This window comes from Stenotrophomonas sp. 86428_Sma (assembly GCF_056481585.1).
On sequence record NZ_CM151156.1, the window covers coordinates 4616455 to 4635655 of the forward strand.

The window sequence follows — 19201 nt, forward strand, 5'->3', positions numbered from 1 at the left end:
GATGGCGATGGGGATGGGTGGGTTATACGTGGGTATAGCCTGGGTCGGCGCTTACCGCCTGCGTGTGCCAACCAAGGTTGGCACCTACCGAGGCGGACGGGACCTGGTAGAGGCCGACCTTGGTCGGCGCATACGGTGTGCGTGCGCCAACCAAGGTTGGCACCTACCGGGGCATAGGGGCGCGCGGTTACTGCAGGACGAAACGCTCAATGGCGCGCGCCACGCCTTCGTCTGCATTGCTGGTGGTCTCGAACCGCGCCACCGCCTTCACCGCGTCGATGGCATTGCCCATCGCCACGCTGGTACCGGCGTACTGCAGCATGGTCAGGTCGTTCTCCTGGTCACCGATGGCCATCACGTTGGCGCGGTCGATGCCCAAGTGCTCGGCCAGCTTCTGCAGGCTTGGCCCCTTGCCGGCGCGGTGGTCGAATACTTCCAGGAAGAACGGTGCGCTCTTCAGCACCGCGAAGCGCTCGGTCAGTTCGCTGGGCAGGCGCGCGATGGCGGCATCCAGCACGTCAGGCTCGTCGATCATCATCAGCTTGATGAACGACATGGACGGGTCCATGTCGGCCACGCGGCGATAGGACAGCGGCATCCGCGAGAGATGCGAGTCGGCCACGGTGTAGTAGCTGATGTCCTGGTTGGGCGTATACATGCGCCGGCTGTCCAGCGCCTGGAAGTGCACACCCAGGTCTCGGGCCACCTGCTCGCAGAACAGGAAGTCGTCGAAGCTGAGCGGATACTCGACCACGGTTTCGCGCGTGCCGATACGCTGCACCAGGCCGCCATTGCAGGCGATGCAGTAGTCGTCGTCGCCTGTGATGCCCAGCTCGTGCAGGAACGGTGCCAGGCCCGGAACCGGGCGGCCACTGGTCAGCACGATGTGCACGCCCAGCGCGCGCGCCTGTGCGATCGCCTGCTTGGCCCGCGCGGTGAGGGTGTGGCTGGGGTCCAGCAGGGTGCCATCCATGTCGATGGCGACCAGTTCGATGGTCGATTGCCTGCGGCCCATGTCCATTGCGTTCAACTCGTGCGGGGCACGCCAGTTTACCCCCTCATGCCCGGTTCACCTCTTTGCCCACGTTGGCCGGGATACTGCGGGAGCCTGTGCGTCCCCCACCGCAGGACGGCCCGCTGACCGCCCTTCCCTGGAGAACCTTGCGACGCATGACTTACCGTGCCCCCGAAACCAACGACAGCGCGCCCCTGGCCGAGCAGATCGAGCAGATGATCGACGAATTGCCCGGTGAGCAGGTCAGTATCGGCACCCTGCTCAGCGCGCTGGGCGATGAAGGCCTGCTGCTGATCGTGATCCTGCTCTCGGCCATCTTCATCATTCCGGTGTCGATTCCGGGGCTGAGTACGGTGTTTGGTGCCTCGATCCTGCTGATCGGCCTGAGCCGCGTACGCAACCGCCCGCTGTGGGTGCCGCAGAAGCTGGCGCGCCGCGAGATCGCCACCGACAAGCTGAAGGCCAACCTGGGCCGTGCGCTGAAGTGGGTGCACCGCATGGAGCGCCTGTCGCGGCCGATGCGGCTGGCGGTGATGGTGCGCTCGAAGAAGATGATGCGCCTGAACAACCTGATGCTGGTGTTCGCGACCCTGCTGCTGATGGCGCCGGCCGGGCCGATTCCGTTCAGCAATACCTTGCCGGCGCTGGCGCTGATGTCCTTTGCGATCGGCTTCATCCAGCGCGATGGTGCGGCGGTGGCGGCTGGTTATGGTTTCGTGGTGGCTACGGTGGTGTATTTCGGCGTGCTGCTGGGTGGCGTGGGGTTTGCTGCCGAATCGGTGTTCAGCGGGCTGCGCGCGGCGCCGTCTGAAGTGTAGAGCCGAGCCCTGGCTCGGCGGCTTATGGCTTTTTGTAGAGTCGAGCCATGCTCGACTGCTGCTGGCAAAAGCAGTCGAGCATGGCTCGACTCTACAAGGGCCAGATCCAACGCAGTCGAGCGTGGCTCGACGCTGCAGAGTTACTTGGCCGACACCCGCCACACCACGTCACCCACGTCGTCGGCCACCAGCAATGCACCCTCGGCATCCATGGCCATGCCCACTGGCGCGCCCATCAGCGTCTTCTCGTCCTTGGAGGCGAAGCCACTGACCACGGTCTGCGGCCGCCCGGTCGGCTTGCCGTCCTTGAACGGTACGTAGACCACTTCGTAGCCGCTCAGCGGCGAACGATCCCAGCTGCCGTGTTCGCCGATGAAGGCGCCGCCGTGGTACTGCGCCGGCAGTGCCTGGCCGGTGTAGAACAGCAGGCCCAGCGGTGCCACGTGCGAGCCGATGGCGTAGTCCGGCGTGATGGCTTTCGCCACCAGGTCCGGCCGCTGCGGCTGCACGCGCTCGTCCACGTGCTGGCCGTAGTAGCTGTAGGGCCACCCGTAGAAGCCATCTTCCTTCACCGAGGTGAGGTAATCGGGCACCAGATCCGCACCGATTTCATCGCGTTCGTTCGCCACGGCCCACAGCGTGCCGGTGCTCGGTTCCCAGTCCAGTCCGGTCGGGTTGCGGATGCCCGACGCAAAGATGCGGCTGCCACGGGTGGCCACGTCCACTTCCAGCACCACCGCGCGGCGGTACTCAACGGCCAGGCCATTCTCGGTGATGTTGCTGTTGGAGCCCACGCCCACGTACAGCTTGCGGCCATCGCGGCTGGCCAGCAGTTCCTTGGTCCAGTGGTGGTTGATGGTGCTGGGCAGGTCGGTGAACTCGCGGCCCTTGTCGGACATGCGGGTTTCACCGGGCACGTAGTGGTACTGCACGATGTTGCCGGTGTTGGCCACGTACAGCGTGTCGCCGATCAGCTGGATGCCGAACGGCGAATGCAGGCCTTCGATGTAGACATGCTGGGTCCAGGTGTTCGTGCCCGGCGTGCGGCGCAGCAGGGTGACCCGGTTGCCGCCCTTGCCGGCCTTGCCCGAGCGCGCCTTGACCTTGCCGGCGATCCACTGCTTGGGCGTGGTGACCGGTTCTTCACCGGGGCCGTTGCCTTCCACCACCAGCACATCGCCATTCGGCAGGGTCAGCAGCCGCCGTGGATGCAGCAGGTTGGCGGCGATGCGTTCGATCTTCAGGCCGTCGGCCACGGTGGGCGACTGCCCCTCGGCCCAGCCGACGCCCGTGGGCACCTGCATCGGCGGCATCAGGAAGTTCTTCGGTGCCGGCAACGGCGGTTGTGCACCGGACTGGTCAGCGGGATGGTATTCGGCCTTGCCGGCACAGGCCGACAGCATCACGGCCAGCGCCAGGGCGCCCACGGTGGGCAGGATGTGCTTAGCCATGACGACCTCCCTGCAGCACCGGCGGCTGCAGTGACAGCAGGGTCAGGCCCAGGGCGATCAGGGCCACGGTGAGCGCCGACAGGATCGTGCCCGGCACGGCAACGGCATACGCATCGCGGCTGTGCACGAAGGCATTCCAGATCGCCAGCAGCACCGCGACCAGGTTTAGGAAGAAGTCGATGCGGTCGATGCGGGTGGCGGTACCGTTGCGGCGCCAGACCGCGAACAGGTTGATCAGGCGCGGAATGATGGCGATCAGCAGGCCGAAGGTGATCAGCCAGGCGGCGGACTTGCCCCACATCACCTCGGCGCTGTTGAGGTAGATCGCGTCGAAGATCAGCGCGCCGACGAAGAAGCCGAAGGGTATCGGGTTCAACAGGCTGAACAGCGTGGTGCCGAGGCCGCGATGGGCCTGGGCCAGAGGGTTGACCATCATCGTGCTCCGATGCGGAAGGGTGCACGGGCTGTAGTAGCACAGCCGGATGTGAGGGCGCGCGATGATGCCGGGTGGATCCACGCCATGTGTGGATGCGGATACCAACCCAGGTTGGCGCCTACCAGATGCGGGCCGCTGCAGTCGTCATTACCCCACGGCATAAGTGTTTGTGACGCAATCGGCACATCTGCAGATTGGGAGTGTGAAGAGGTAGGGGGTTGTTCGTTGTGTCGCGTTTGGCTCGTTGCGATGGGGCAGTTCCGCCCCGCCGTCCTGCCATGCCGATTCACAACAGAAGGATTCGTGTATGAAGCGACACACGCAACGCTCCGCGCCACCGCGCTCCGCGCGCCTGGCCCTTGCCACTGCCCTGGTGCTGGGCAGCCTGGCCGTCACCGCCCAGGCCCAGCAGGCCGATCCGCTGGCCGGGCGTCAGTGGCATCTGCTCAACACCGGACAGGCCGTACTGGGCGATACCCTGCCGGTGGCTGGCAACGATCTGAACGTGGATGGCCTGTTCCGCAATGGCATCCGTGGCCAGGGCGTCACCATCGCCATCGTCGATGACGGCCTGCAGATCGCACACCCGGACCTGGCCGCCAACGTTGCGGCGGTCGCCGGCAAGAACTTCGCCAACCAGAGCAACAACCCTTCACCTTCCAATCCGGACCGCGACAATCACGGCACCATGGTCGGCGGCATCGCCGGTGCAGTAGGTGCCAACAATCTGGGCGTGCGCGGCGTGGCCTCGGCGGCCACCCTGAAGGGCTTCAATTTCCTGGCGTCCAATGCCCAGGGCAATTCGAATTCCAACATCGAGTACTCGTGGTGGGACGGCGCCGAAGTGGCCGACGTGGGGGTCTTCAACAACAGCTGGGGCTCCAGCCCGGGCAACCCCAACCTGCCGCTGGCCTACAGCCAGAACGACATCGCCGCCTATGAGCAGGCCATGTCCGGCACCCGTGGCGGCCGCGGTGGCATCTACGTGAAGGCCGCAGGCAACAACCACAACAACGGCGCACGCTCGGATGGCACCGACATCTGCTCGGCAGACACCAAGAACCGCAACACGGGTTGCATTCCGGCCGGTCGCGACCCGCGTAACAACCTGTTCAACGTGATCACCGTTGCCGCCGTGCGCGCCGATGGCGTGCGCTCGTCCTACTCGTCCACCGGCTCGGCGCTGTGGGTGTCCGGCTTCGGCGGTGAGAATGGTTGGCAGCGGCAGGTCGTGCCGGGGCAGCTGGCGATCCGCTACGATCCGGCCATCCTCACCACCGATGTCACCGGCTGCGCGCAGGGCAGCAACAAGAACACGAGCCTGCGCAACACTTTGGACGGCGACCAGTCTGCCATCGACAGCACCTGCAACTACACAGGCAAGATGAACGGCACTTCGGCGGCCACGCCGATGGTGTCGGGCGTGGCGGCGCTGCTGCTGGAGACCAACCCGAACCTGTCCTACCGCGATGTGAAGTACATCCTGGCCACCACCGCCACCCGCACCGATCCGAACCGGGCAGCGGTGACCCACTCCGACGGCCGCGTGCTGGTGCCGGGCTGGACGGTGAATGCCGCCGGCCGTGCCTACAGCAACTGGTACGGTTTCGGTGTGGTCAATGCAGCACGCGCGGTACAGGTCGCAGAGGACTTCCAGCCGCTGGGTGCACTGGTGGATAGTGGCTGGCGCAACACGACGCGTACCGTGGCCATCGGCAATACCTCGGCGGCCGCGGCGCGCCTGACCTTCCAGCTGGCCAACGGTGCGCGCAACATCGAGAGCGTGCAGCTCGGCTTCCGCGTCAACCACAGCAACACACGCCAGCTGCAGTTCGTGCTGATCTCGCCCAGTGGCACCCGCAGCGTGGTGCAGCCGGCATTCACCGCGATCGGCTCTGGCCTCAATGGCGTCCAGCGCAACTTCACCAACTGGGACCTGCTGTCCAGCAATGCCTTCCTGGATGAGAACGCCACGGGCACCTGGACGCTGGAAGTCACCGACCTGGGGCAGGCCGCGAACGCTGCATCGCGTGGCAACCTCGAATTCTTCAAGATCCGCGTTCTGGGGCACTGATGATGAAGACGACCATTCTGTTGAGCACCCTCGCCCTCGCGGCGATGACCACCACCGCCTGGGCACAGAGCTCGGGCCAGACACCTCCGGCGAAGACCTTGTCGACCGTAGACACGCAGCAGTTGAAGGCGGAGGCTACTGGCCGTTCGTTCAATGTGGGCGGCTCGCGCTTCCAGCTGGCACCGTCGGCAACCGTGCAGCCGGCCAGCGGCGGCCAGTTCCGGATCACCACCGGGGCTGATGCCAGCGCGGCGGCCGTCGGCACCCGCAGCAAGCGGTCCACGGATGCGTCTACCGGTGTGGCCGCACGTGCGGATGCCGGTGCCAGCAAGTTTGCGGCCGCTGTCTCCAACGATGGCGCGCCGGTCGTGGCGACCTCGCGGGTCAAGGTGTTCTTCACCGATGCGGCTTCGGCGCAGCGTGCGGCCACCGCCACCGGCGGCACCGTGGTGAAGGTATCCAAGGCCTCGGGCCGCGCGATTGTGGAGTATCCGTCGGTGAACGCGGCACTGGATGCGACCACCAAGCTGCTGTCGACCGCCGGCATCAAGGCGGCCGAGCCGGACGTGGTGCAGTGGGAAGAAACCAAGTAAGGCGTTGAGTGGTGCCCCCGGCCGGTTGGCTCTCCTGGCCGGCCGGGGGATTGGTGTGTGGGGTGTGCCGACCAACGGTCGGCACCCACCAGATTCATTCACCGCGTGTCGACCAAGGTCGACACCTACCGGGGCAGCGGGCGCGACGAACAGGCGGCATCAGCCGGGCATGGCCCAGGATTACCCGGCAGCGAGCGTGCCGCTTCGCTTGAGGTGGCAGCTGGCCAACGGGCCGTTGCCGGCGGCCGGATGGCCAGGCTCGAGCAGCAGGCGCTGCACGTCCGAGAACAGCTTGTCCACCGGCATGCCATAGGGCGCGAACAGGCGCAGGCGGCCTTGGCGATCAAACACGTAGCCGCCGGCGATATGGCTCATGGTGTAGGTGTCCGGCACCGGGCCGGGTTCCTTTTCGTAGAACGCCTTGAAGTCGCTGGCCATCGCGGCCAGTTGTGCTTCGTTGCCGACCAATGCGATCGCCTTGGGGTCGAACGCTTCCACATAGGTGCGGGCGACTTCGGGCGTGTCGCGTGCGGGATCGACACTGACGAACACTACCTGCAGCTGGTCGGCATCCTTGCCCATCAGGTGCTTGACCTGGCTGAGCTCGACCATGGTGGTCGGGCACACGTCCGGGCAGCTGGTGAAGCCGAAGAACAGATAGGTCACCTGCCCCTGCAGGTCCTTCGGCCCACGCACGGTGCCGTGGCTGTCGGGCATCGACCACTGCTGGCCGAGTTCTTCGCAGGCGATGTCCTTGGAATAGAAGTCCATGCGCGACTGCGCACTGCAGCCGGCCAGCAGGCCGATGGCCAGGCCTGCCAGCAGCGGCAGGCGGAAACGGGGAGAGAACAACGAACGGACAACAGCAGCAGGACGCTTCACGGGTACCACCAACGCAGACGCGGGCGGGGTCTCGGTCAGGCCTGCCCGTGGGGGAAAGAGGACGGAGGTGCCGGGGTGATCGCGCGGTCCATGCCGATCACCCCGGCCACGGTCAGTTGATCATCATGTGGTAGTGCATGCTCCAGATGATCCAGACCGACAGTGCGACGACGATGAACAGGATCACCAGGGTGAACACGAAGCTGGCCAGGTTCCAGCCACCTTCGGACTTGCGGTCCATGTGCAGGAAATAGACCAGCTGCACCAGGATCTGCGCCACCGCGAAGCCGACCAGCAGGAACAGCGTGAGCGGCCGCGACAGCACCGGGTTCATCACCAGTGCGAACGGCACCACGGTCAGCAGCGCGCACAGCACGAAGCCGATCAGGTAGGACTTGGTGGAGCCGTGCGCATTGCCGGCGCGCGAGGTTTCGACGTGGGCCATGTCAGAAGGCTCCGATCAGGTAGACGAAGGTGAAGACGCAGATCCACACCAGGTCCAGGAAGTGCCAGAACAGGCTCAGGCACGACACGCGGGTGATGTTGGTCGGGGTCAGGCCGCGGCTGTAGACCTGGTGCATGACCACCGCCATCCAGATCAGGCCGCTGGCCACGTGCAGGCCGTGAGTGGCGACCAGCGCGAAGAACGCCGACAGGTAGGCACTGGTGCTGGGGCCCGCGCCTTCGTGGATCAGGTGCGAGAACTCGTAGATCTCCATGCCGATGAACGAGGCACCGAGCACGAAGGTCACGCCCAGCCAGCGCAGCACTGCCGAGGTGTCGTGACGATGCATCGCCAGCACAGCCTGGCCGTAGGTGATGCTGGAGACCAGCAGCAGGAAGGTCTCGGCCATCACGAACGGCAGCGAGAACAGGTCCTTGCCGGTGGGGCCGCCGGCGTAGGCGGTGCTGAGCACCGCATACGAGGCGAACAGCGAACCGAACAGCACCAGGTCGGACATGAGGTAGACCCACATGCCGAACACCTTCATGCCGCCCTGTTCGTGGCCATGGTCGTGCTCGTGGTGGTCCTCGTGCGCCTGCGTGTCGCTGGCCAGCTCGGGGCGGGTCAACAGGTTCATGCGCGTGCCTCCTTCAGCTTGGCCAGGTTGGCCGCTTCGGTGCGCGCCACCTCTTCGGAACTGACGTAGTAGTCCACGTCCTCGTCATAGGACCGCACGATCAGGGTGACGATCATCGCGATGAAGCTGGCCGCGGCCATCCACCAGATGTGCCAGACCAGGGCGAAGCACAACACCAGGATCCAGATGTTGAGGATCAGCGGCACGCCGGTGTTCTTCGGCATGTGGATCGGTGCGTACTTCTTCGGCGGCGGCGGCAGACCACGCTTCTTCGCTTCGTGGAAGGCATCCAGCTCATCGGCCTTGGGCACCACGGCGAAGTTGTAGAACGGCGGCGGCGACGGCGTGGCCCATTCCAGCGTGCGTGCATTCCACGGGTCGCCGGTCAGGTCCAGGTTGCGCTTGCGGTCGCGCACGCTCACGTAGATCTGCACCAGCATCAGGATGATGCCCGCGAACACGAACAGTGCACCGATGAAGGCGGCGATCAGGTACGGCGTCCACGCCGGGTTGTCGTACTGGTTCATGCGGCGGGTCATGCCCATGAAGCCGAGCATGTACAGCGGCATGAAGGCCAGGTAGAAGCCGATCACCCAGCACGCGAACGACCACTTGCCCAGGCGCTCGTTGAGGGTGAAGCCGAACACCTTCGGGAACCAGTAGGCGAAGCCAGCCAGGTAACCGAACAGCGCGCCGCCGATGATGGTGTTGTGGAAGTGCGCGACCAGGAACAGGCTGTTGTGCAGCAGGAAGTCCGCGCCCGGGATGGCCAGCAGCACACCGGTCATGCCACCGATGGTGAAGGTGACCAGGAAGGCGATGGTCCACAGCATCGGCACGCTGAACTCGACGCGGCCGCCATACATGGTGAACAGCCAGGTGAAGATCTTCACGCCGGTGGGAATGGCGATGATCATCGTCATGATGCCGAAGAAGGCATTGACGCTGGCACCGGAACCCATGGTGAAGAAGTGGTGCAGCCAGACGATGAACGACAGGATGCCGATCGCCAGCGTGGCGCCCACCATCGACTTGTAGCCGAACAGCTTCTTGCGCGCGAACGTGGCGGTCACTTCAGAGAAGATGCCGAATGCCGGCAGCACCAGGATGTACACCTCCGGGTGGCCCCAGGCCCACACCAGGTTCACGTACATCATCGGGTTGCCACCCAACGTGTTGGTGTAGAAGTTGAAGTCCAGGTAGCGGTCCAGGGTGAGCGCACCCAGCGCCACGGTCAGGATCGGGAAGGCGGCGATGATGATCACGCTGGTGACCAGCACGGTCCAGGTGAACACCGGCATCTTCATCAGGGTCATGCCCGGCGCACGCATGCGCAGGATGGTGATGAACAGGTTGACGCCGGTCAGCAATGTGCCGATGCCCGAGGCCTGCAACGCCCAGATGTAGTAGTCCACGCCCACGCCTGGACTGAACTCGATGCCCGACAGCGGCGGATAGGCTACCCAGCCGGTCATGGCGAATTCGCCAACGCCCAGCGAGATCATCATCAGCGCGGCGCCGACCACGAAGATCCAGAAGCTGAAGGCGTTGAGGAACGGGAACGCCATGTCGCGTGCGCCGATCTGCAGCGGCACGATGATGTTCATCAGGCCGACCACGAACGGGGTGGCCACGAAGAAGATCATGATCACGCCGTGCGCGGTGAAGATCTGGTCGTAGTGCTCAGGTGGCAGGAAGCCGTCACTGCCCGGGCCAGCCGCGGCCAGCTGCGCGCGCATCATCAGCGCATCGGCAAAGCCGCGCACCAGCATGACCAGCGCTACCACCACGTACATGATGCCGATCTTCTTGTGGTCCACGGTGGTGAACCAGTCACGCCACAGCGGGCCCCACAGCTTGAAGTACGTCACCGCGCCGAGCAGCGCGAGGCCACCCAGCACCATGGCCGCCAATGTGACCACGACGATCGGCTCGTGCAGCGGCACGGCCTCCCACGTCAATTTACCCAACATGTTCGTTACTCCTGGGAAACCTGGGCACCGCCGGCAGCGCCCGCCGGGGTCGCAGCAGCGGTGTTCTCACCAACGCCGATGAACTGGTCGATGACCTTCTTGAACAGCAGTGGTTCAACACTGGAGAAGTGCTGCACCGGTGCGTTCTTCGACGGTGCGGCCAGCGCCTTGAACTGCGTGAAGCTGAGCGCGTCCGGCGCGCTGCGCACCTCGGTCACCCAGCGCTCGAACTCTTCGTTGCTGCTGGCGGTGGCGATGAACTTCATGTTCGAGAAGCCATGCCCGCTGTAGTTGCCGGACATGCCACGGAACTGGCCGGGCTCGTTGGCGATCAGGTGCAGCTGCGTGCGCATGCCGGCCATCGCGTAGATCTGCCCACCCAGCTGCGGGATGAAGAAGGTATTCATCGTCGAGTTGGAGGTGATGTTGAACGCCAGCGGGCGGTCGACCGGGAAGTTGAGCTGGTTGACCGTGGCGATGCCCAGGTCCGGATACACGAACACCCACTTCCAGTCGGTGGCGATCACGTCCACGTGCAGCGGCTCACCGGCCACGTCCAGCGGCTTGTAGGGGTCCAGCTCGTGGGTGGACTTCCACACGATCACCGCCAGCACCGCGATGATGATCAGCGGCACGCCCCAGACCACGATCTCCACCTTGGTGGAGTGCGACCAGTCAGGCATGTATTTGGCTTTGGTATTGCCGGCGCGGTAGCGCCAGGCGAACACGAAGGTCAGCACGATGGCCGGTATCACCACGATCAGCATCAGGCCGATGCAGATCAGGATCAGGTCGCGCTGGGCGAGCCCGACCATGCCCTTCGAATCCAGCAGCACCCAGTCACAGCCCGACAGGCCGACGCAGGCCAGGGCGACCAGCGCCAGGCGGATGCGGTTCCAGCAGATATTCATTGGAGGTCAACCCTGTTGAAGAAGCGCGCTTGACCGGCTCGCCTGCGCGCAGCGCCCGGGCGTGGAGCGGCTACACTGTGGGTACGAGGTCGCCTACAAGCAGGCGAACCACTCCAATCAAGCCCATACAAGATACATCATTGTATGGACTTGTGCATCTGCACGTATGGAAAAAACTGACCGATGACGCCACCTGCCGCCGGCCGCCGCCTGAAACACCCCAATCGCACCTGGGTTCGCCCCTTCCGCGAGGGCGCCGGCCCGCTGTACCTGCAGATTGCCCAGCAGGTGCGCGAGGCGGTGGATGACGGCGTGCTGCGCCCGGGCGACCGCCTGCCGCCGCAGCGCGACCTGGCCCAGCAGGTGGGCGTGGACCTGACCACGGTCACCCGTGCCTTCGCCGAGCTGCGCCAGGCCGGCCTGCTCGACGCCCAAGGCGCTGGCGGTACCTTCATCGCGCTGTCGGCCGGCAACCGCAGCACCTCGGTGGACCTGAGCATGAACATCCCGCCGCTGCTGGGCAGCGCGCCGTTCGCACAGGGCATGGAGGCCGGTTTCCAGCACGTGGGCCAGCAGCTGGGCCAGGGCGAACTGATGAGCTACCACGTCGGCGCCGGCACCCGCGAGGACCGCGCCGCCGCTGTGCAGTGGCTGTCACCGATGCTGGGGACGGTCGGTGCCGACCAGGTGGTGATCTGCCCCGGTGCGCAGACCGCACTGTGCGCGCTGATCCTGGCCCGCACCCAGCCGGGCGAGCTGATTGCCGCCGAGCAGCTGACCTACCCGGGCCTGCTGGCCGCCGCGCGCGTGCTGCAGCGGGGCGTGGTGCCAGTGGCGATGGACGCCGAAGGCATGCTCCCCGACGCACTGGAGGAGGCCTGCCAGCTACGCCGCCCGCGCCTGCTGTACCTGGTACCGACCATCCAGAACCCGACCACGGCGACGATGTCGGCACAACGCAGGCAGGCCCTGCTGGCGGTCGCCAAGCGCCACGATCTGACCGTGATCGAAGACGATCCCTACTGGTTGCTGGCCGGAGACGCCGCGCCGCCGCTGGCCGCCCACCGCGATGTGGGCTGCGCGGTCTATTACATCTCCACCCTTTCCAAGTGCCTGGCGCCGGGCCTGCGCACCGCCTACCTGGTGGTGCCGGCCGGCGAGCCGATGGAACCGGTGCTGGATGCGCTGCGCGCAATCGCGCTGATGCCGACCCAGTCGATGGTGGCGGTGGCCTCGCAGTGGATCCGCAGCGGCCAGGCCCAGGACATGGTGCAGCGCTTCCAGCAGGAACTGCGCGAGCGCCAGGCCATTGCCGCCCGTTACCTGCCGGCCCGTGCCCAGGCGCATCCGGCCGGCCTGCATGTGTGGCTGCCGCTGCCGCCGCGGCTCGACCAGTACCGGTTGATCCAGGCCGCACAGGAGCAGGGGCTGGGCATTGCCAGCTCCGATGCCTTCAGCGTGGAAGAACCGCCACCGGGCAACGCGATCCGCCTGTCGTTGGGCGGCGCGGTCGACCAGGGCGCGCTGGCCGGGGCGCTGGCCAAGCTGAACGAGATCCTGTCCGAGGCCCCCGAGGCACGCCACAACGCCATCGTCTGAACGGGGCGCATGGCGCTCTATCCATACAAGATGATATTTTGTATGCAATGTATGGATGAAGGGACGTGCATCGATGCGCGCCGAGAAACTGAAATTCCACCTGGTGATGGCCGGGTGCGGTGGCTTTGTGGTGTTGATGCTGGCCGCGCTGGCCTGGGTCTGCCTGCAGCCGCAGACCGTGGATGTGCAGGCGGCCGAACGCCACGCCATCGAGCAGTGCTTGCAGCGCAGCGAGGATCCGTCGCGTAGCGAGATCCAGCGCCGCGCGCAGGCCGATTCCTGCCGCGAGATGCGCAAGCAGTACGTGCACAAGTTCGGCCGGGAAGATTCCTGATGGGCGCAGCCGCGCCGCGTCGCCGCTGGCTGCTGCCGACGATGATCGCCCTCGCCTGCCTGTTCATGGCCGGCGTGGCAGCTGCGCTGTGGCAGTACTTCGGCTACAGCGCGCAGTCCACCTTCACCGAACAGGCCATCGTCTTCGACGATTCGCAGCTGCGCCTGCCGGCCGATCTGGCCGGTGATACCGGCCGCATCCGCGTGGTGCATTTCTGGGACCCGGCCTGCGGCGTGTGTAACCGCGAGACCGGCGCGCACCTGAGCTACCTGATCAGCATGTACCGCCGCGCCGGCATCGACTTCTATGCCATCCGCCGCCCGGGTACGCAGGGCGAGCTGCCCGAGCCACTGCGCAACAAGGTGATCAACCTGCCGACCATCGACGGCATCGAACACATTCCGGCCAGCCCCGCCGTAGCCATCTGGGATCGCCAGGGCCACCTCGCCTACGCAGGACCGTACAGCATCGGCATGGTCTGCAACTCGGCCAACAGCTTCGTCGAACCGCTGCTGGACAGACTGGTACGCGGCGAGACCGTGCGCCCGAAAGGACTGCTTGCCGTGGGCTGCTACTGCCCGTGGCAGGCCAAGCGCTGAGGACGCGCAATGACATCACTGACGCTGGCCGGCGTGGCCGCCGCAAACAACAACGGCGGTCACCTGTCCGAACCGACCGATGGTTATGGACAGGCTCCCGCCGTTGGAAGCAACGATACGCCCCGACATGCTCCGTACATGCCGCGACCGGATGTCGCAGCCCGCGAATGGGTGCAGGACGTACTCGCGCACAGCGGGCCGATCTACCTGCGCATCGTCAACTCGCTGGAACGCACGGTGCGCCGCGGTGGTCTCGCACCGGGACAGCGCCTGCCTTCGCAACGCGCGTTGGCGCAGCAGCTCGGTATCGACCTGACCACGGTCACCCGCGCCTTCGATGAAGCACGCAAGCGTGGCCTGATCGAAGCGCGTGGACCACAGGGCAGTTTCATCGCACCGCCCAAGGCCGGCTTTGACCAGGTGGTGGACCTGAGCATGAACGTGCCGCCGGTGCCCGATGCCGACGCGCTGGCCGAGACGCTGCGCCGCGGTGCCGCCGCCGTGCTTGCGCGCAGCAACGCGCCGAACCTGATGACGTATCACCTGGGCGGCGGCAACCCGACCGACCGCCACGCAGCGGCGCGCTGGCTGCAGCCGATGCTGGGAAAGGTGGCCGATGCCTGCCTGCTGCTGACCGAAGGTGCACAGGTGGCGCTGGCGTCGATCCTGGTCAGCCAGGGACGCGACGACGACGCGATCCTGTGCGATGCGCTGGTCTATCCGGGCCTGCTGCAGGCGGCCGCCGCACTGGGCCGGCGCCTGCTGCCGGTGGACAGCGACGAACACGGCATGTGCCCCGATGCACTGGCCCGGCTGGCACGCGAAAGCGGCGCGCGGTTGGTCTATCTCAATCCCACCTGCCAGAACCCGACCGCGCTGACCCTGCCGCTGCAGCGGCGCGAAGCGCTGGCGCGTGTGCTGGAAAGCGAAGGCCTGCTGGCGATCGAAGACGATCCGTACTGGCACCTCGCCGAGGAGGCGCCGATACCGCTGGCAACGCTGGCACCGCGTCATGTGTTCTACGTGGCGACACTGTCGAAGGTGATCAGCCCCGGCCTGCGCACCGCCTTCGTGCGTTGCCCGAGCGCCGCGCATGCCGAGGCGATGACGGCCGCACTGCGGGCAACGCGGTTGATGGGCCATCCGCTGGTCTCGGCGCTGGCCAGCCAGCTGCTGCTGGATGGTTCGGCGCAGTCACTGCTGACGCAGGTGCGCACCGAGGCGCGCGAGCGCATGCGCATGGCCCGCTACCTGCTGGCGCCGTCGCTGTTGCAGCGGGCAGAGGGCCTGCATGCGTGGTGCCGGATACCCGCGCCGTGGACCGACGCCACGCTGGTGCGTACCGCACAGCTGCAGGGGCTGGCGATTGCACCGTCATCGGCGTTCTGCCCGCCGGGGGTATTGCATCAGAGTGGAGTGCGGCTGTCGCTGGGACTGGCGGCGGATCGACGGCAGCTGGAAAGTGCGCTGCGGAGGATCGACCGGTTGTTGTTGTCGGATGCGTTGCCGGCCATCGAGCGGTAGGCCTGGTAGTGCCGGCCGCTGCCCGGCGGAAGATTCCCCGGCACGGACGGAATGTGCCAACCAAGGTTGGCACCCACCAAAGCAGGGTCAGGCCAGGGCGTCCAGCGCCTGCACCAGCGCATCCATCTGCTCCGGCCGGGTGAACACCGACGGCGTCACCCGCACGCACGCGCCGGACTCCAAGCCATCGCGATGCGTGGTGAACACGCGATGCTCATCCAGCAGGCGCTTCTGCAGCGCGATGTTGTCGGCCACGCTGGTACGCCCGCGCAGGCGGAAGCTGGCCAATGCACTCGCCAACGCCGGATCCGGTGAGGACAGCACTTCGATATGTGCCATCTGCCGCGCCGGTACCGTCCAGCGCTCGCGCAGGTAACGCAGGCGCGCCTGCTTGTTGGCTACGCCGATACGCTGGTGCAGGGAAATCGCTTCCGGCAGCGCCAGGTAGGCGGCGAAGTTGACCGTACCGGTATGCACGCGGCTGCCCACCCGGCCATCGTCGGTCTCGCCCATGTAGGGGTCCAGGTCGGTCACGCGCCCCTTGCGCACGTACATCGCGCCGACACCGACCGGCGCACCGATCCACTTGTGCAGATTGATCCCGACGAAATCGGCCTTCAGCTGCGGCACCGCGTAGTCGATCTGGCCAAACCCATGCGCGGCATCGACGATCACATCGATACCGCGCGCTCGCGCGCGTTCGGCGATCTCCGCCACCGGCAGCACCAGCCCATGGCGATGGCTGACCTGGGTCAGCAGCACCAGCTTCAGGCGTGGCAGCCGCGCGAATGCGGCCTCGTAGGCCTGCAGGATCTGCGCGTGGTCGGGCACGGCCGGTAGCGCGATACGCTCGACCTGCACGCCGCGACGCTGCTGCAGCCAGCGCATCGCGCCGATCATGCTGTCGTAGTCGATGTCGGCGTAGAGCACCTGGTCGCCGGGCTGCAGGCGATTGTAGCCACCGATCAGCGCCAGCATCGCCTCGGTGGCGCCACGGGTCAGTGCGATCTCGTCGGCGCCCACGCCCAGCAACTCGGCCACCTGCCGCTGCACCGCCATGTACTGCGCCGGAAACTCACGACGGCCGTACCAGGCGTTGCCACGGTTCACTTCAGCGGTATGGCGCTGGTAGCTGGCCAGCGTCTCGCGGCCCATCGCGCCCCAATAGCCGTTCTCCAGGTGGTTCACTTCGTCGGTGATGTCGAAGTGGCTGGCCACGGAGGCCCAATAGCCTTCATCGCGGGCCAGCACGTCCGGCGCCACGGTCGTTGCGGGAATCTGCATGGGCGCAGCGTAACGCGTGGCAGCCATGGCGGGCAGTGAAGACAGTGCGGCTGCGGCCGGCAGCAGGGTGCCGGCACGCAGCAGGGAGCGGCGCGTGCGGTCCATCAGAAGCTCAATCGGTACTGCGCGTACAGGTTGGCGCCGTCGGTGTCGTACGGCGCGTTGCGCGAGTAGACCAGGCCGCGGCTGGCCTGGAACACCGCCTCATCCGGATAACGGTCCAGCACGTTGTCGGCCCCCACGCGCAGGCTGTGGTGCTCGTTGATGCGATAGCCCACGGCCAGGTCGAGGAAGCTCATCGCGCCGAAGCGCTGGTAGATATCGCCCACCGCATTGCCGCTGGCGTCGGTCCAGGCACCGTAGTAGCGCATGCGTGCCATCAGCGACCAGGCGCCGACATCCCAGCTGCCGGTCAGGCTGCCCTTGTGCTCGGGCAGGCGGTCTTCGAACAGCACGCGCTGGGTTTCGTTGGTGGCCACCGAGGTGCTGCCGTTGTCCACGCGGGTGCGGTTGTAGTTGTAGGCCAGGGTCAGCGTCATGCGACCCGCGCCGAGGTCGCGCAGGTAGTTGCCGACCACGTCCACGCCGGTGGTGGTGGTATCGAAGTCGTTGGTGAAGTAGTTCACCGAGGTATAGCCCAGCGGATTGGGAGTACCAGCCGGAATGGCGAAACTGGCCGACTGGCTGAAGCGGTCGGTGAGCTTGATCTGGTAGACGTCCACCGAGCCGGACAGGCCCAGGTCGGTGCGCCAGGTCAGGCCCAGCGACGCGGTACGCGATTCCTCCGGCTTCAGCGGCCTGGCACCGAGCAGCTGGGCCAGCGGATCGTTCGGTGACAGGCGGCCACTGGTGAAGATCTGCAGGGTACGCGTATCCAGCCCCTGGGTGGTGCTGGTGGTATTGAGCTGCGCCGGTGTCGGTGCGCGGAAGCCGGTGGACACCGTGCCGCGCAGGGCCACGTCCGGGGTGATCGCGAAACGTGCCGACAGCTTGCCGTCCAGCGTGCTGCCAAAGCTGGAGAAGTCCTCGTAACGGCTGGCCGCGCCGATGCTCCAGCGCTCGCCCAGCGGCACTTCCATATCCACGTAGGCCGCCTTGCTGCGCTGGCTCCACTGCCCGGCCTGGCTGGCCGAGAAGCCCGGCGCGCCGTTGGAATTGGCTTCCAGCCCTGCCGCAGCGCCCGGGCCCACTGCGTACGAAGCCGGATCACCGGCACGCACCTGGTAGGTCTCCTGGCGGAACTCGCCACCGAAAGCGACGTTGATCGGCTTGGCCAGCGCGGCTACGTCCCACTCGTAGTTGAAGTCGGCGTTGGCGTTCTTCTCGGTCTGGGTCAGGCGGCCGAGATCGAATGCGGTGGGGCTGGCCGGGCCGAGCGAGGCATTGATCGAGTTCTTCAGGCTGTAGTCGATCGCGTTACGGCCGTACGAGGCGCTGACATCCCAGCGCAGCTTCGGCGTGATCTCGCCGCGCAGGCCACCGACCAGCTGCAGGTCGTTCTGGACGTTGCCGTACTGCGGGCTGAAGCCCACCGGGTACAACGAACGCAGGTCCCAGCCCGGGAAGATGGCGGTGGTGCGATACGCGCCGGTGGTGGTGTCCGGATTGCGCCAGTTGAAATCGCTGACACCGTCGCTGTGGCTGTACAGACCGAACGCATACAGTTCCAGTGTCTCGCTGGCGTTGGCCTTCACGTTGAAGCCGACGCGGCGGCTTTCCAGCTCCGGCTGGCCCCAGCGCTGCACCGGGTTGGGAACGTCCAGCGCGGGATGCGCGGCCTGGAAGGCGATGGCATCGGGGCGCTGGCGGGTGCGCGAGGTGGCATCGGAATTGGAGGATTCAGCGAACAGCACCAGGCTGCCATAGTCGCCCAGCGACCAGCCGGTGCGCGCACTGAAATCGCGCGAGGCGCCATCGCCCTGCGCATACTGCGAATAACCAGCGGTGATCTCGGTACCCGGGCCATCCTCGAGAATGATGTTGATGACGCCGGCGATGGCATCCGAGCCGTACTGCGCCGACGCACCATCGCGCAGCACTTCGATGCGCTTGATCGCACTGGTTGGAATCTGTGCCAGATCGGCCGCCTGCGCACCACGGTTGCCGAGCAGCGCGCTGCGGTGGAAGCGGCGACCGTTGACCAGCACCAGGGTCTGGTCCGGCGACAGGCCGCGCAGGGTCGCCGGGCGCACGAACACCTGACCGTCCGCCATTGGCAGGCGCTGCACCACGAACGACGGCACCAGCTGCGCCAGCACGTCCTTCAGATCGGTCGACTCGACGGACTTGATGTCTTCCTTGGTGAACACGTCCACCGGCGCCAGCGTTTCGAACTGGGTGCGGTTGGAGGCGCGGGTGCCGGTGACCAGCATCGCGTCGAGCTGGGTGGGCGCCGTACGGCTGCCCGCCGGGGCATCGACCGCATCGGCCTCCGCTGCGATCGCGCCTCCTGCGCTGGCCATGGAAAGGGCGAGGAGGATGGAACGCGAAAGCTTCGAACGATGCACGGCAGGGCTCCGGGAGGACGCGACTGGGCCAGCACCTGCTCGGACACAACAGGCGTGGACAAGGCGCGCAGTCTCGGCGCGATCTGTGAAGGAGCCATGACGTCAGTGCGACAGCTTGA

Annotated in this window: 17 protein-coding genes; 7 read left to right on the forward strand and 10 right to left on the reverse strand. The window is 66.3% G+C overall.

Annotated features, from left to right (window positions below):
* Positions 1-187: 187 nt before the first annotated feature.
* Positions 188-1021: a sugar-phosphatase gene (gene yidA / locus ACZK3J_RS21195; RefSeq protein ID WP_134950809.1), complete on the reverse strand. Its 834-nt coding sequence runs from the start codon at positions 1019-1021 to the stop codon at positions 188-190.
* A 149-nt stretch (positions 1022-1170) separates the two neighbouring features.
* On the opposite strand from yidA, the gene ACZK3J_RS21200 reads away from it, so the two are divergent.
* Positions 1171-1833: an exopolysaccharide biosynthesis protein gene (locus ACZK3J_RS21200; protein WP_277779427.1), complete on the forward strand. Its 663-nt coding sequence runs from the start codon at positions 1171-1173 to the stop codon at positions 1831-1833.
* A 140-nt stretch (positions 1834-1973) separates the two neighbouring features.
* Here ACZK3J_RS21200 and ACZK3J_RS21205 read toward each other — a convergent pair whose 3' ends face one another.
* Positions 1974-3284 carry a PQQ-dependent sugar dehydrogenase gene (locus ACZK3J_RS21205; protein WP_277778682.1) on the reverse strand — a complete coding sequence of 437 codons (1311 nt, stop codon included), beginning with the start codon at positions 3282-3284 and terminating at the stop codon, positions 1974-1976.
* The gene (locus ACZK3J_RS21210; protein ID WP_414578629.1) at positions 3277-3717 is read right to left on the reverse strand and encodes a DUF2231 domain-containing protein; all 441 of its coding nucleotides are present in this window, start codon (positions 3715-3717) and stop codon (positions 3277-3279) included. The genes ACZK3J_RS21205 and ACZK3J_RS21210 overlap by 8 nt, the downstream gene beginning before the upstream one ends.
* Before the next feature lie 310 nt (positions 3718-4027).
* Here ACZK3J_RS21210 and ACZK3J_RS21215 point away from each other — a divergent pair, with 310 nt between their 5' ends.
* The gene (locus ACZK3J_RS21215) at positions 4028-5794 is read left to right on the forward strand and encodes a S8 family serine peptidase (protein WP_049400824.1); all 1767 of its coding nucleotides are present in this window, start codon (positions 4028-4030) and stop codon (positions 5792-5794) included.
* Positions 5794-6387 (forward strand): S8 family serine peptidase, encoded by a 594-nt coding sequence (locus ACZK3J_RS21220; protein WP_189720183.1) that lies wholly within the window; start codon positions 5794-5796, stop codon positions 6385-6387. The genes ACZK3J_RS21215 and ACZK3J_RS21220 overlap by 1 nt, the downstream gene beginning before the upstream one ends.
* 180 nt (positions 6388-6567) lie before the next feature.
* On the opposite strand, the gene ACZK3J_RS21225 is transcribed toward ACZK3J_RS21220, so the two are convergent.
* From ACZK3J_RS21225 to cyoA, 5 genes are all read right to left on the reverse strand, one after another.
* The gene (locus ACZK3J_RS21225) at positions 6568-7239 is read right to left on the reverse strand and encodes an SCO family protein (protein WP_107431810.1); all 672 of its coding nucleotides are present in this window, start codon (positions 7237-7239) and stop codon (positions 6568-6570) included.
* 142 nt (positions 7240-7381) lie between these two features.
* A complete protein-coding gene (cyoD, locus tag ACZK3J_RS21230; protein WP_006399830.1) occupies positions 7382-7714 on the reverse strand; it encodes a cytochrome o ubiquinol oxidase subunit IV in 333 nt (110 codons plus the stop codon).
* A gap of 1 nt (position 7715) precedes the next feature.
* Positions 7716-8351 (reverse strand): cytochrome o ubiquinol oxidase subunit III, encoded by a 636-nt coding sequence (gene cyoC / locus ACZK3J_RS21235; RefSeq protein WP_012512371.1) that lies wholly within the window; start codon positions 8349-8351, stop codon positions 7716-7718.
* A complete protein-coding gene (gene cyoB, locus ACZK3J_RS21240) occupies positions 8348-10324 on the reverse strand; it encodes a cytochrome o ubiquinol oxidase subunit I (RefSeq protein WP_049439979.1) in 1977 nt (658 codons plus the stop codon). Before cyoB ends, cyoC begins: the two co-directional genes overlap by 4 nt.
* Positions 10325-10329: 5 nt before the next feature.
* Positions 10330-11235 carry a ubiquinol oxidase subunit II gene (gene cyoA, locus ACZK3J_RS21245; protein WP_032127101.1) on the reverse strand — a complete coding sequence of 302 codons (906 nt, stop codon included), beginning with the start codon at positions 11233-11235 and terminating at the stop codon, positions 10330-10332.
* A 183-nt stretch (positions 11236-11418) separates the two neighbouring features.
* On the opposite strand from cyoA, the gene ACZK3J_RS21250 reads away from it, so the two are divergent.
* Genes ACZK3J_RS21250 through ACZK3J_RS21265 form a run of 4 tightly spaced genes read left to right on the forward strand, consistent with a single transcriptional unit; the run spans position 11419 to position 15291 of the window.
* On the forward strand, positions 11419-12834 hold the full coding sequence (locus ACZK3J_RS21250; RefSeq protein ID WP_277778683.1) for an aminotransferase-like domain-containing protein: 1416 nt from the start codon (positions 11419-11421) through the stop codon (positions 12832-12834).
* A gap of 55 nt (positions 12835-12889) precedes the next feature.
* Positions 12890-13168, forward strand: a complete 279-nt coding sequence (locus tag ACZK3J_RS21255) for a hypothetical protein (protein WP_019336318.1) — start codon at positions 12890-12892, stop codon at positions 13166-13168.
* On the forward strand, positions 13168-13767 hold the full coding sequence (locus tag ACZK3J_RS21260) for a DUF6436 domain-containing protein (protein ID WP_012481503.1): 600 nt from the start codon (positions 13168-13170) through the stop codon (positions 13765-13767). Before ACZK3J_RS21255 ends, ACZK3J_RS21260 begins: the two co-directional genes overlap by 1 nt.
* 9 nt (positions 13768-13776) lie before the next feature.
* Positions 13777-15291, forward strand: coding sequence for an aminotransferase-like domain-containing protein (locus ACZK3J_RS21265; protein WP_478476221.1), 1515 nt, complete (start codon positions 13777-13779; stop codon positions 15289-15291).
* A gap of 87 nt (positions 15292-15378) precedes the next feature.
* On the opposite strand, the gene ACZK3J_RS21270 is transcribed toward ACZK3J_RS21265, so the two are convergent.
* Positions 15379-16680 (reverse strand): aminotransferase class V-fold PLP-dependent enzyme, encoded by a 1302-nt coding sequence (locus ACZK3J_RS21270; RefSeq protein ID WP_414577035.1) that lies wholly within the window; start codon positions 16678-16680, stop codon positions 15379-15381.
* Complete coding sequence (locus ACZK3J_RS21275; protein WP_414577033.1) at positions 16680-19082, reverse strand: TonB-dependent receptor plug domain-containing protein; 2403 nt, start codon at positions 19080-19082, stop codon at positions 16680-16682. Before ACZK3J_RS21275 ends, ACZK3J_RS21270 begins: the two co-directional genes overlap by 1 nt.
* Between the last annotated feature and the right edge of the window lie 119 nt (positions 19083-19201).